This window comes from Streptomyces sp. SAS_272 (genome assembly GCF_052543235.1).
This window is the reverse complement of record NZ_JBMNDR010000069.1, coordinates 39474-51375: the sequence shown is the minus strand read 5'-3', so window position 1 is coordinate 51375 and position 11902 is coordinate 39474. Positions and strand designations below refer to the sequence as shown.

The following is an 11902-nucleotide window of genomic DNA, read 5'->3' as shown; positions in this document are numbered from 1 at the left end:
CTGATCGGCCACACCAAAGGCGACGCCAACGAGACCGTCTCCAACCTCCTCGACGACCACGCAGCCGGCCGACTGCACACCCCCGACGCACCCGAGCCCAAAGCCGTGGACGCCTTCCTCGCCGAACGCGAGATCCGCTACACCACCTGGCAGGGCTGGCACCGACTGGACGCCGCCGAGAAAGCCCTCGGCAAACCACAGAACCGCGAACGCGTGAAGATCGTCGAACGCGAGGACATGCTGCGGGAAAGCGGCGCCTAGGCACGGTGACAGGGCCCGGGGCGGACGTCCCGGGCCCTGTCCGGGGCGCACGCCGACGCGCGCCTTCGGCGAATCCGTTGGTCCGCAAGATCGCCGGCTGTTAGCGTCCCCGGGTGTTCTCCCTCCAGGAACCTCCTCTCTTCACCCGGCTGCGCGATGCGCGCCGGGTGCTCGTCGCCGGCGCGGGCGGCGGTTTCGACGTGTACGCGGGGCTTCCGCTGGCGTTCGCGCTGCGGGCGGCGGGCAAGGAAGTCCACCTGGCGAACCTCTCGTTCGCCGATCTGTACGGGCTGCCCACGGACGTGTGGGTGCAGCCCGACGTCGCGGCCGTCGGCCCCGACCTCGCCGTGCGCGGCGACTACTTCCCCGAGCACACCCTGGCCCGCTGGCTCGACCGACAGGGTCTGCCCGCCACCGTGTACGCCTTCCCGCGCACCGGCGTGCGGCCGCTGCGCGCCGCCTACCGGGCGCTGGTGGACCACCTGGGCGGGGTGGACGCCGTGGTCCTGGTGGACGGCGGGACCGACATCCTGATGCGCGGCGACGAGCACGGCCTGGGCACGCCCGAGGAGGACATGGCGAGCCTCGCCGCCGTGCAGGGCCTCGACGACGTCCCCCAGCGCCTGGTGGCCTGTCTGGGCTTCGGCGTGGACGCCTATCACGGGATCAGCCACTCCCTGGTGCTGGAGAACCTGGCCGACCTCGACCGGGAGGGCGCCTACCTCGGCGCGTTCTCCTTGTCGCAGCTGAGCCCCGAGGGCGCCCTCTACCTCGACGCGGTGGCGGACGCCCATGCCTGCACGCCGGGCCACCCCAGCATCGTCAACGGGTCCGTCGCCGCGGCGGTGCGCGGCGACTTCGGCGACGTCCGGTTCACCGAGCGCACGAAGGACGGCGAGCTGTTCGTCAATCCCCTCATGGCGCTGTACTTCTGCGTCGACGCGCCCGGCCTGGCCGGCCGCAACCTCTACCTGGACCGGCTGGCCGACACCGTCCTGATGCGCCAGATCAGCTCCCGCATAGAGGAGTTCCGCGACGAGCTGCCCCGGTTGCGGCAGCCGCGCGCCTTCCCGCACTGAGACAGGGCACGCCGTTCGGGCGGTCAGCGGGCCGCGACGTCACGGCCGCCGACGACGGCGAGCACGGCGGTCAGAAGCAGCAACGCGGCCGCCTGGACGGCGAATCCGGCCACCATCACCGTAGGCAGGGGCATGGACACGCCGAGCCAGGTGTACGCGGCGGCCACGCGCAGTGTGAGGACCAGCAGCCCGAGCACGGAGAGGGCGAGCGCGCCCTCTCCGCCCGCGGTGCGGCCCCGGCGGCCGCGTCGCACCAGCCAGCCGAGTGCGCCGAGGACGAAGCAGGTGGTCGGCGCCCACACGGAGTCGACCACGCCGGGAAGCACGACGACGGAGGCTCCCATGACGACACAGCAGCCGAGGTAGACCGTCCCCGGTGTGCCGACGGGCAGCACCGCCGGGGGCGCGTCGCGGTGGCAGCCGGTGCACAGCGCCAGGGCCGGCAGCCAGGCGAAGGCGGCAGCGGCAGTGGCGTAGGCAGGATCCGGCGGGGGGAAGTCGGTCGCCAACGGCGCGAGGAACGGCCAGAGGGTGGGCAGGGCGGCGAGCAGCACGCTGATCTGCGCGGTCCTGCGGCGGTCGCGCAGCAGGGCGAAGTAGCCGACCGTCCACCCCAGCGGCAGTACCCAGGCGGCGACGGCGGCCGTGGCGACGACCGGCCCCTGCCCGGAGAACCCCGACATGAACATGTCCCGGGCGAAGGGGCCGTGCGTGGACGTCCAGGTCAGTTCCAGTGCGCGGTCGGCGACCGCGGCGGCCGCCTGGAGCAGCACGGCGAAGAGCGCGAAGAGCCGGACCGCCGAGCCGAGCAGCGCGTAGCGCCGCGGCGCGGCCGCGGTGCCCAGCCGGGCGCGCAGGGCGAGGGCGGCGACGCTGGCCGCCTCGCCGAGGGTCGGCCGGCTCTGGTCCTGGAGATCGCGCTCGGTGTCGCCGAGGAAGACCTCGACCATCTCCTCCTCCCGCTCCTCGCGGTAGTACGCGGGCAGCAGCCGCAGCACGGCGCGGTAGCGCGCTTCGAGAAGGGTCGTCGTGCCGGTCATGCCAGACCTCCGGCGAGTCCGGGCCCGGGGGCCGGCGGGATGACGGTTCCGGGGGCGCGGCGGCCCTCGGCGATGCGGCGCCTGGCCGCTCCGGCGCCGGCCGCCATACGATCGGCCTCCGCCGCGAGGGCCTGGACGCCGTCGTCGGTGACGCGGTAGTAGCGCCTGAGCCTGCCCTGCTGGATCTCCTCACGGTCCAGGACGATGAGTCCGTCGGCGGTGAGCCGGTCGAGCACTCCGTAGAGCGTGCCCACCCGCAACTGCACCTCGCCCTCCGAGAGTTCCTCTATCTCCCGCAGGATGCCGTAGCCGTGCCGCGGCTGATCGGCGAGGGCCGTCAGCACGAAGAATGCGGCCTGGGTCATGCTCCTCGATGCCATGGAACTGAATATATCGGCTCCCGAGATATTCAGCGCGGCGAAACACCGCTTCGACGCGATCCGCCCGTATCCGGACGCGGGCCCGCGTCCGGATACGGGCGCGGACACGGACCCGGGCGCAGGCACGGATGCGGGCGCGCCTCGACGCAACGGGTCGGCACGGCGGTGCGGCGCACAGGGCGGCGGGCGCTGCCCGTCGGCCGTCGGCCGTCAGCCGTCGTCGCGCGGATACGTCGCGATCACCCGTCCCTTGACGTCGGCCCGGAGGTACCCGCTGCCGTAGTCGTCGGACAGGTAGACGCTCATCGACGGTTCGGTGTCGAAGACCGTGGACGCCGGATCGACCAGCAGGTAACGGCTGGTGGGATGGGGGACGCCGAGGGTCTTCGCGGCCCGGGCCAGCAGCCCGGGCACCTTGTCCCAGTCGTAGACGTCCAGGTCGACGGGGACCTCGCCGCTCATCACGGTGCCGCCCGGGCCGTCCTTCACCGCCACGTCCCCACCGCGGTACGTGTACCGGTCGTAGAGCTTCGGACGGCCCTTCACCGAGACCTCGGCGATCGCGTACTCCTCGTACACCGCGAGGCTCGTCACCTTCGCCCCGCCCGTGGCCGCCGACAGCTTCGCCACGACGTTCTTGACGCCGTCCCCGCTGAGCAGGTCGACCTTCTGCGTGTCGGACGCGTCGTCGGAAGCCGCCTCGGAGGGGTCGTCGGAAGCGGCAGCGGACGGCCCGGAGGCGGCCCGCCGGGCGCTCTGCGACGCGGACGCCCCGGGCCGGGGTGAGGCGGCGCCGCTCCCGCCGCCGTCGCCGTCGTCCTGGAGGTACGGGAGCAGCGTCCACGCCAGGACGCCGGCCAGAGCGGTGGCGAGCACGGCGACGGCGACGGCCGCGCCACGGCCGCGCCGGGCGGGGGGCCGGGCGTCGGCAGGCGGGACGATCGTGACGACGCCGGGCGGGGCCGCCGGCGGAGTGAGGGGGTACGAGGTCGTCGAAGGCTGCGGAGTCCGGACCGCCGACGGGACCGGAGCGGACGGAAGGGCCGCGCCCGGCGGCGGGACCGGAGCGGACGGGAAGACCACCCCCGGCGCCGGCGGGGCGGCCGCCACGGCCGCGAGCATCAGGTCGACCCGGGCCGCGTCGGGGCGGGCCTGCGGGTCGCGCACGAGCAGCGCTGTGAGAACGGCGGTCAGGGGTCCCGCGCTGAGCGGCGCGGGCACGTCCTCGCTCAGCACGGCGGCCAGGGTGGCGAGCGTGCTGCCCCTGCGCAGCGGATGGCGCCCTTCCACGGCGACGTACATCAGCATCGCGAGGGACCACAGGTCGGCGGCGGGGCCGCCCTCCTTACCGCTGACCCGTTCCGGCGCCATGTAGTCGGGCGAGCCGATGACCGAGCCGGTGGCGGTGAGACCGGCGGACTCCCGGACGGCGGCGATGCCGAAGTCGGTGAGCACGGGCCGGCCGTCGGGGCGCAGCAGGACGTTGGCGGGCTTCACGTCACGGTGCTCGATGCCGACGGCGTGCGCGGCGCGCAGCGCGGCCAGCACCTCGCGGCCCATCCGGGCGGCCTCGACCGGGGACATCACGCCCCGCTCCAGCCTGTCCTGCAGGGAACCGCCCTCGACGAGCTCCATCACGATCCACGGATACGTGTGCTCGCCGCCGTCGACGATGTGATGGATGGTGACGACGTTGGGATGGTGGACGCGCGCCAGCGCGCGGGCCTCCCGCAGGACGCGCTCGCGCAGCACGCCGGCGGCCGCCGGGTCGTGCTCGGCGAGGTCCGGATCCGCGTGCCGCACCTCCTTCACCGCCACCGCGCGCTGCAGGACCAGGTCGTGGGCCCGCCACACCAGGCCCATCCCTCCCCCGCCGAGTCGCTCCACCAGCTCGAAGCGTCCGTCGACGACGCGTCTGTGGGTTCCCCCTGTGCTCATGGAGGGAGCTTAGAGGCAGCGACCGACACGCGGTGTGTCGGCCAGAGGGGGCACAGCGCGAATGGTCCGGTCGCCCACGGGCATGCTGTGAACGAGGTCACTTCCGCCGGGGCCGTGCCGTAACCGCTCCCGGTCCGCTCGCTCCCTCCCTCCCGCTCCTCCCGCCCTCCCCACGAAGGACGTGTGCTTTGGCTCTCATGCACCCTGACGCCCCCTCGGCCCGCCGTCCGGGCCGCTGCTGGACGATCCGCGTGGTGGGGCACCGGGACCGCACCGCGTCGGTCACCTGCTCCTCCGCGTGCGCGATGCCGCCGCGCTCCCGGGACCTCGCGGCCCTGCGCCGTTTCGCCGAGGCCCACGCGGCCGCCCACGCGCGGGCGGCGGCGGTGCATCACGACGCCGCCTGCTGGTGCCGCCGGCAGCGGTGCGCGCCGCACGAGGACGTCCGGGTCTCCTGCGCGGGCTCGGTCGTCCTCGTCCTGCGGCACGACCCGTCGGTGGGTCAGGTGTGGACGCTCAGCGAAGTGTGCTCCGCCTGCGCCCCGTTGATGCCCCACACTCGCGTGCTGAGCCGGGCGGCTCCGCCGCGACCCCGCACGCCGGACCCGGCGGCGACTGCGGACGCGGCACCGGAGGCGAACACCCGTACGGGCGGCCACATGGGAGCTCCCGGCTCCGGTGCGGGACGGGAGGCGCACGACATGCCCGCTCCTTCGGGACCCACGATGCCCGCCGTCGGACCGGCACGGCTCGTCCCCGGCGGCTTCAGCGCGCCCTCCACGGGAGCCGGCGCCGGCCCGGAACGGGGCGGTGTGCGGCGGCGCCCCGTCGGGGGGCGGCCCGGGCGCTCGGGATCAGGCCGCGGCGCGGGCTGACCTGCGCCCTCCGCCGACATCATGCCCTTGCCGGAACCACGGACGGATTCAGGGCCGTCGGCCGGACATCAGCGGGTTTCAGGGCCGCCGGTGGCACTGGGGCGGGGTTGCAGGGCCGCCGGTGGGACCCCGGCCGGCTTCAGAGCCGATGGCGCGACCCCGGGCCTCCGGGCCGCTTCACGACCCATGGCGGAACCGGGGCGGGATTCAGGGCCGGCGGCCGGACCCCGGCCCGCTTGAGAGCCGATGGAGGAACCCCGGCCCGCTTCAGGGCCGATGGCGGGACTGCGGTGGGATGCGGACGGGCAGCGCGCCCCGGATCCGGCCGCGGGCCTGCGGCGGAGGCAACCGACCGCCCTCGCCGCCGAGGGGCCACTGGTCCGCGGACCGGGCGGCCACGAGTTCGGCGATGCGTGCGCCGCAGCGCCGCCCCTCCAGGTGCAGTCGACCGACGTTGACCCGGTCGTCGGCGAGCAGGGTCAGCACGGCGGTCGGCCCGGCCGCGTAGGTCGCGAGGTAGCCGTCGGCGCCGCGCACCAGGAGTTCGCGGAAGTCGCCGCGGTCCGCCAGGTCGACCATGCGGCGTCCGACGCCGAGCGCCGCCGCGGTGAGCGCGGCCAGCCCCTCCGGTTGGACGTCCGGCATGTCCTGGGCCAGGACCAGACCGTCGGCGCCGGCCGCCAGCGCCCCCGTGAGCTGCGGCATACGGGCGCGCAGCCGGTGCAGTTCGTTCGCGACCTCGACCTCGACGGCCATGACCGGTTTCCCTTCGGCGCGTTGGCGACTGGGGCGGAGCAAGTGCTGTGCGGCGCGGGATGGTTCGGGTGCCCCAGAGGTTACGGAACGCGGCAGCCGAAGGCGATGGCTTTGGCACATTCCTTTGGCATGCCCGCCGTTCACCCGACGGCGCGGGCCGGACCGTCCGCGGGCCGCACGCACGGGCGCAGGCTGCCCGGCGGGAAGACGGTCCGGGAGCCGCTCGCGCGGCGGACATCGGCGCGGACCGCGGGCACGCGGACGGGGCCCGCCCCTGAGCGGATGGTGGGCGGGCCCCGTCCGCCGTCCCATTCTCCCGTCCCGAACCGGGAGAGCCCATGAGTGCGGAGCGCCCGCCCGTGGTGCACGGCGCACACCCCGGGCGGGCGACGCACACACTGCACGCGTCGTCTCCGGCGGACGTGGCGGATGCAGCGGATGCAGCGGGTACGGCAGATGCGGCGGATACGGCGGATGCGGCCAACCGGGCGGATTCGGACGCGTGACAGGCGCCGTGCCGGGGAAGGGGCTCCTGAACGGGGGCGTCCTCGGGCGCCCTCGCCGCCATCCGTCGGACCGCCCACCCCCTGCGGCGAGCGATACTGGCCTTCGCGCGCCGTCGCCTGTCGTCGCCGCGCGGCCGCCCGGCCGCCCGCCCTCACGAATGGACTCATGCACATCGCCGCGACCGATTCGCCCATGACGCCCTCCACGGTGTGGCAGGCCCGTGGCCGCCACACCGGACCGACCGCGCCGGACGTCCTGCGAAAGAACCTCCAGGCCCTCAAGGACTCCGGCGCCGTGCAGGATTTCGCCGAGCTGCCCGAAGCGGACACCCCGGACGGGGAGACGGCCTTCGAGGCCAGGTGGCAGCCCGAGGAGGAGGTGACGGTCCGCGCCCGGCTCACCCTCGCCGAGTGGTCGGGCCGGGGCCAGGAGTGGACGCTGACGGCGGAGGCGGACCGGCCCTGGGACCAGCGCTGGCCGTCACCCGCCGGCGTCTTCTGGCCCTGGGACGCGGACGCCCCGTGGGGCCAGGAGACCGTCACGGGCGAACGTTTCCTCGACGTCAACCCGCTGCCCGCGGACGACAAGGAGCTGCGGCGCACGCTGCGGGCCGCCCTGCGCGACACCTGGGCCGTGCACATCGTCGTCCACGAGGCCATGACACCTGACGAAAAGGGCCGCCGCTCACTGGTCCCGCTGCTCCCGACGGGCCTGCATCACCGGGTCGTCGAGCACCGTGCCGCCCCGCACCAGCTGCGCACCGTGAACTGGGCTCTGAAGGAGTCGGGGGCGGAGGTGCCGCGCGGCGGTGCGCTGGTGCTGCCCGGCGTGCCGGCTCCCGCCGACTACGACCCCGCCGCGTTCTCGGTGCGCAGCGTGTTCCTGGACGGCACGCACCCCACCGAGCTGCTGGACGCCGTGCGGCGTTTCGCCGCTCTGCCCCGGCCGCTGCCGGAGGGCGGCGACGCCGCGCTCACCGCGCTGCGGGAGGAGTGGCAGCTGCTGACGCTGGAGGAGGAACTCGCCCGGGAGCGCGCCCTGGTGGCGATGTACAAGGACGCGCTGGAGGCGATGACGGAGTCCCGAGATCTGTACCGGGAGGCCGCCGAGCACGCCCACGAGGCGCTGGCCGCGTACCGGGAGGCCGCGGCCGAGGCCGACGCGGCGGGAGTGCCGCGGCAGGCGCCGGCCAAGCGGGCCGGCTCGCCCTTCCAGCAGCTGGGCCGCACCCTGGAGCGGTTCAAGGAGTCCACCAGGAGTCTGCGGCCGGTGCCGGCGGGCACGCCCGGCGACGGGCCGGAGCAGGACGGCGCCCCCGGGCCCGGCGCAGGCGAGGCCGGCTCGACGCACCCGTAGGCGCGAGCCGGCGCCTCGCGCCCGAACCGTCCCGCGCGGCCCTGTTCACGACGGGGCCGGCGCCGGACGCCCTCCGACGGCCGTCAGCCGCCGTGCACCCTGCCCCCGCCGCCGCTGGCCACCCCGCCCCCGCCTGCGTGCACCCCGGCCCCGCCGTCCGGCCGGTCGCGTCACTCGGCCACGGCGCCCGTGTGCGGCGTCCGATGCGGTAATCCTGCCGGAAGCGGGCATTCGAGCACCCGAAGCGGGGAAACCGACAGACAGGGACCGCTGCCCGGGGTCCGGACAGGAAGCGCAGAGCAAGGCCGGACGTAGCGCGACGGACCACAGGGGAGGACCCGTGGATGCGCCAACCACGCTCGTCGTCGTCGTGGCGGTGGCAGCCGTCGCGCTGTTCGCCACGGCCGCCGCGGTGCTGACGCGGCTGATCCGGACCCGCCGGGGTCTCAGACGGGCCGGACTGCCCACCGGCCCGCGCTGGGTGTTCTGGGGGGCGGTCCTGTACTTCGTGTTTCCGGCCGATCTGCTGCCGGATCCGGTCTATCTCGACGACATCGGCATGCTGCTGCTGGCCCTGCGTTCGCTGCGTCGCGCCCCCGACCGCGCCACCGGGCACGTTTCCGAGCGGGTCTCCGACTGACCGCTGCGGAAGACGTTTTCACCACCGCTCGACCCGATCTCCCCTGCTCCACGCCCTGCTCGGCGCCCAACTCCCCGACGATCACGGAGAGTAAGGAAACCAACCACCCGTTCGATTCGTATAAGTGACTGAAGGGCGCACCCACCCAGCACCAAGCAGCGGGCCCGAGTGACGTCGCACAGCGGCACCGCTTGATCGAGGCAGTACCGACGAGGGAGAGACGATGCAACCGTTCACGCTCAACTACGCACGCCCCGCGGCTGAGTTGGAGTTTGCCACTCCGTATGCCTACGACCCCGGAATGCAGTTGAACGTACTTTTCGACGGCCGGATCGCCGCTCGCGACCACGCCCTCCTGCGCGAACTGGCGACCACCACCTCGACAGCGGGCTCCAAGACCCACTTCGACGACTGAACACAGGCCGACGAAAAATGACCGTGCTCATCCTGACCTGTGAAGAGGACGTCACGGCGGACATGGTGGTCGTGCACCTGAACGCCGCGGGCGTCCCCGTCGTCCGGCTCGATCCGGCCGACCTGACCCATACCGTCGCGCTCTCCGGCGAGTACGTGCACGGAGCCTTCCGTGGCCATCTGTCCTCCGCCGGACGGCTGGTGAGCCTCGAGGGGCTGCGGTCGGTGTGGGTCCGCCGGCCCGGCTCCCCGGCGGACCGCGCGCCCCAGCCGTCCGCGTGGCTGACGGAAGAGGCCTCGCAGGCGCTCTACGGCATGCTCCGAGGGACCGGGGCCCGCTGGATGAACCACCCGGACGCGTCCGCCCGGGCCCGGCACAAGCCGTGGCAGTTGCGGCTCGCACAGCGCAGCGGCCTGCCCGTGCCGGCGACGATCGTGACGACGTTCCCGCAGGCGGCCCGCGAGTTCGCGGACCGCTATCCGGACCTGGTGGTCAAGCCGGTGTCCGGGGCGCATCCGCAGGATCCGCCCCGGGCGGTGCCCACCACCAGAGTCCCGCCGGACGCCGACTTCGCCGCCGTCGCCTACGGCCCGACGCTGCTGCAGCGCCGGGTGGCCAAGCGGGCCGACATCCGGCTGACCGCGGTCGGCGACCGCCTCCTCGCCGCCCGCAAGGACACCGTCGCCGGCGGTGACCCCGACGTGGTGGACGTGCGCTATGCGCCGTCCGTCACGCCCTGGCGTCCCGCCGACGTCCCGCCGCGCCTGGCCGAGGCGGTGCGGACGTATCTGCGGGAGGCGGAACTCTCCTACGGGGCCTTCGACTTCGCGGAGGACGCCGACGGCACCTGGTGGTTCCTGGAGTGCAACCAGTCGGGTCAGTTCGGTTTCGTGGAGGTGGACACCGGACAGCCCATCGCCCGCACCATCGCCGAGTGGCTGGCCGGGCCGCCGACGGAACGCGACGCCCGGCGCGCCGACCGGTGCGGTTCCGCGGCCCCGTGAGACGCCCGGACGCGACCGGAACCCGGGGGAGTTCCGCCGCGCCGGGCCCCGATGCCGTGGACCGGATGACGACGGGTCCGGGGGCGGACTCCGCACGGCCCGGTCCGGCCGGCCATGGCCTCAGACGGCCAGGGACAGTCCGTCCGAGCCCTCCGCGGGCGTGCGCGTCTCCGGCGCGGACTCCAGCAGGGCGTCCGCCGCGGCGACCGCCTCACGGACGTCGGCCGTGCCCATGAGCACGCACAAGGTGTATGTCACGTCCTGGAGTTCACGAGCCGCCTGCGGCGTCTCCCTCTCCGCCTGTGCGATCTTCAGCGTCGCGTAGCGGGTCAGCAACGTCCTGGCGATTTTCGGGTCCGGAACGATCACGAGCGCCCCTCTCTCTGTTGTGCGCTGCGTGTGCCCGGACTCAGGCGAATCATGCATGACACACGGACTTGTCACTCCCCAGGGGCGCGATCCGGCCACGGGCCCTCAGGAGATCCGGGCGCTGTGCAGGTCGCTGTTACGCACCGCCGCGGCGCAGGTGCTCGACGTGCGTGCGGGTCTGCGGGCTCAGTCCCTTCCCCGTCACCACGTTGCGGTCCGCGCCGCGCGGACGGCCGAGCCGAGCCGCCGGCCGGTGCACGGACCGAGGCCGAGCCCGGCGGACCTGCCGGCTCCGCACGACGACGCCGTCGACGTCCGTCCTCCCGGTGCTCGTGTCAGACGGCGGCGTCCAGTTCCGCGAGTTCGGCGGCGGTCAGGGCGAGTTCCGTCGCGGCGAGGGAGTCGAGGATCGTCTCGGGCCTGCTGGCGCCCGGGATCGGCACGACCACCGGCGACCTGGCGAGCTCCCAGGCCAGGCACACGCGCTGCGGGCTGACCCCGTGCTCCTCGGCGACGCGCGCGAACGGCGCGTAGGAGGAGCCCAGTTCGCGGGCGCGGGAGATCCCGCCGAGCGGGCTCCACGGCAGGAACGCGATGCCGAGCTCGTCGCACAGGCGCAGTTCGGGCTCGCTGGAGCGGAACGCCGGGGAGAACTGGTTCTGCACGCTGACCAGGCGTCCGCCCAGGATGTCGTTCGCCTCCCTGATCTGCCGGGGGTCGGCGTTGGAGATGCCGGCGGCGCGGATCTTGCCCTCGTCCAGCAGCTCCCGAATCGCGCCGACGGACTCCGCGTAGGGGATGCGCGGGTCGGGGCGGTGGAACTGGTAGAGGCCGATCGCCTCCACGCCGAGCCGGCGCAGCGACGCCTCGCAGGCCTCCTTGAGGTGGGCGGGGCTGCCGTCCAGGGTCCAGCTGCCGTCGCCGGGGCGCAGATGGCCGCCCTTGGTGGCGACGAGGACGTCGGCGCCGCGGTCGTGGGAGGCGAGGGCCTTGGCGATCAGGGTCTCGTTGTGGCCGACCTCGTCGGCGTGGAGGTGATAGGCGTCCGCGGTGTCGATCAGCGTCACGCCTGCGTCCAGCGCGGCGTGGATCGTCGCCAGGGCACGTGCTTCGTCCGGTCGTCCCTCGATCGACATGGGCATGGCGCCCAGGCCGATGGCGCTGACGTCCAGTTCACCGATGCGGCGGGTCTGCATGGGGTCGCGACCTCCTTCTTCTCGGGTGCGGGCGGGCAGGGAGCGATCCGGTGCGCCGGACGGTGATCGCGACGCACCGGACCTCT

General features: G+C 74.1%; 12 protein-coding genes and 1 pseudogene. 7 read left to right on the top strand and 6 right to left on the bottom strand.

The genetic code is table 11. The annotated features are described in order from the left end of the window. Window positions 1-261: pseudogene (locus tag ACN6LD_RS30980) on the top strand (pyridine nucleotide-disulfide oxidoreductase); the annotation flags it as partial. 113 nt (window positions 262-374) lie between these two features. Then, a complete protein-coding gene (locus ACN6LD_RS30975; protein WP_445044924.1) occupies window positions 375-1340 on the top strand; it encodes a DUF1152 domain-containing protein in 966 nt (321 codons plus the stop codon). 23 nt (window positions 1341-1363) lie between these two features. On the opposite strand, the gene ACN6LD_RS30970 is transcribed toward ACN6LD_RS30975, so the two are convergent. The 3 genes from ACN6LD_RS30970 to ACN6LD_RS30960 all read right to left on the bottom strand — a co-directional run bounded on the left by ACN6LD_RS30970 (window position 1364) and on the right by ACN6LD_RS30960 (window position 4698). Continuing rightward, window positions 1364-2380, bottom strand: a complete 1017-nt coding sequence (locus ACN6LD_RS30970; RefSeq protein ID WP_445044923.1) for a hypothetical protein — start codon at window positions 2378-2380, stop codon at window positions 1364-1366. Further along, complete coding sequence (locus tag ACN6LD_RS30965) at window positions 2377-2745, bottom strand: PadR family transcriptional regulator (protein ID WP_319196994.1); 369 nt, start codon at window positions 2743-2745, stop codon at window positions 2377-2379. The genes ACN6LD_RS30970 and ACN6LD_RS30965 overlap by 4 nt, the downstream gene beginning before the upstream one ends. Window positions 2746-2970: 225 nt before the next feature. Next, window positions 2971-4698: a protein kinase domain-containing protein gene (locus tag ACN6LD_RS30960; protein WP_445044922.1), complete on the bottom strand. Its 1728-nt coding sequence runs from the start codon at window positions 4696-4698 to the stop codon at window positions 2971-2973. Window positions 4699-4895: 197 nt separating this feature from the next. On the opposite strand from ACN6LD_RS30960, the gene ACN6LD_RS30955 reads away from it, so the two are divergent. Continuing rightward, window positions 4896-5573: a hypothetical protein gene (locus ACN6LD_RS30955; RefSeq protein ID WP_319196993.1), complete on the top strand. Its 678-nt coding sequence runs from the start codon at window positions 4896-4898 to the stop codon at window positions 5571-5573. 267 nt (window positions 5574-5840) lie between these two features. Here ACN6LD_RS30955 and ACN6LD_RS30950 read toward each other — a convergent pair whose 3' ends face one another. Beyond that, a complete protein-coding gene (locus ACN6LD_RS30950) occupies window positions 5841-6329 on the bottom strand; it encodes a roadblock/LC7 domain-containing protein (protein ID WP_445044921.1) in 489 nt (162 codons plus the stop codon). 672 nt (window positions 6330-7001) lie between these two features. Here ACN6LD_RS30950 and ACN6LD_RS30945 point away from each other — a divergent pair. The 4 genes from ACN6LD_RS30945 (at window position 7002) to tgmB (ending at window position 10251) form a co-directional block, all read left to right on the top strand. Beyond that, on the top strand, window positions 7002-8192 hold the full coding sequence (locus ACN6LD_RS30945) for a hypothetical protein (RefSeq protein ID WP_445044920.1): 1191 nt from the start codon (window positions 7002-7004) through the stop codon (window positions 8190-8192). Window positions 8193-8532: 340 nt separating this feature from the next. Continuing rightward, window positions 8533-8832 (top strand): YkvA family protein, encoded by a 300-nt coding sequence (locus ACN6LD_RS30940; protein WP_319196431.1) that lies wholly within the window; start codon window positions 8533-8535, stop codon window positions 8830-8832. A 223-nt stretch (window positions 8833-9055) separates the two neighbouring features. Then, window positions 9056-9247 carry a putative ATP-grasp-modified RiPP gene (gene tgmA, locus ACN6LD_RS30935; protein ID WP_107445626.1) on the top strand — a complete coding sequence of 64 codons (192 nt, stop codon included), beginning with the start codon at window positions 9056-9058 and terminating at the stop codon, window positions 9245-9247. 17 nt (window positions 9248-9264) lie between these two features. Continuing rightward, window positions 9265-10251, top strand: a complete 987-nt coding sequence (gene tgmB / locus ACN6LD_RS30930; protein WP_445044919.1) for an ATP-grasp ribosomal peptide maturase — start codon at window positions 9265-9267, stop codon at window positions 10249-10251. 120 nt (window positions 10252-10371) lie between these two features. Here tgmB and ACN6LD_RS30925 read toward each other — a convergent pair whose 3' ends face one another. Continuing rightward, a complete protein-coding gene (locus ACN6LD_RS30925) occupies window positions 10372-10620 on the bottom strand; it encodes a DUF5133 domain-containing protein (protein ID WP_445044918.1) in 249 nt (82 codons plus the stop codon). 335 nt (window positions 10621-10955) lie between these two features. Further along, on the bottom strand, window positions 10956-11816 hold the full coding sequence (locus ACN6LD_RS30920; RefSeq protein WP_319196426.1) for an aldo/keto reductase: 861 nt from the start codon (window positions 11814-11816) through the stop codon (window positions 10956-10958). Window positions 11817-11902: the final 86 nt, after the last annotated feature.

What these genes read in the sequence shown, in the direction of transcription:
- ACN6LD_RS30945 (WP_445044920.1), top strand. Translation starts at nt 7,002, where the DNA reads ATGCACATCGCCGCGACCGATTCGCCCATGACGCCCTCCACGGTGTGG.
- ACN6LD_RS30970 (WP_445044923.1), bottom strand. Translation starts at nt 2,380, where the DNA reads ATGACCGGCACGACGACCCTTCTCGAAGCGCGCTACCGCGCCGTGCTG.
- ACN6LD_RS30955 (WP_319196993.1), top strand. Translation starts at nt 4,896, where the DNA reads ATGCACCCTGACGCCCCCTCGGCCCGCCGTCCGGGCCGCTGCTGGACG.
- ACN6LD_RS30960 (WP_445044922.1), bottom strand. Translation starts at nt 4,698, where the DNA reads ATGAGCACAGGGGGAACCCACAGACGCGTCGTCGACGGACGCTTCGAG.
- ACN6LD_RS30920 (WP_319196426.1), bottom strand. Translation starts at nt 11,816, where the DNA reads ATGCAGACCCGCCGCATCGGTGAACTGGACGTCAGCGCCATCGGCCTG.
- ACN6LD_RS30950 (WP_445044921.1), bottom strand. Translation starts at nt 6,329, where the DNA reads ATGGCCGTCGAGGTCGAGGTCGCGAACGAACTGCACCGGCTGCGCGCC.
- tgmA (WP_107445626.1), top strand. Translation starts at nt 9,056, where the DNA reads ATGCAACCGTTCACGCTCAACTACGCACGCCCCGCGGCTGAGTTGGAG.
- ACN6LD_RS30965 (WP_319196994.1), bottom strand. Translation starts at nt 2,745, where the DNA reads ATGACCCAGGCCGCATTCTTCGTGCTGACGGCCCTCGCCGATCAGCCG.
- tgmB (WP_445044919.1), top strand. Translation starts at nt 9,265, where the DNA reads ATGACCGTGCTCATCCTGACCTGTGAAGAGGACGTCACGGCGGACATG.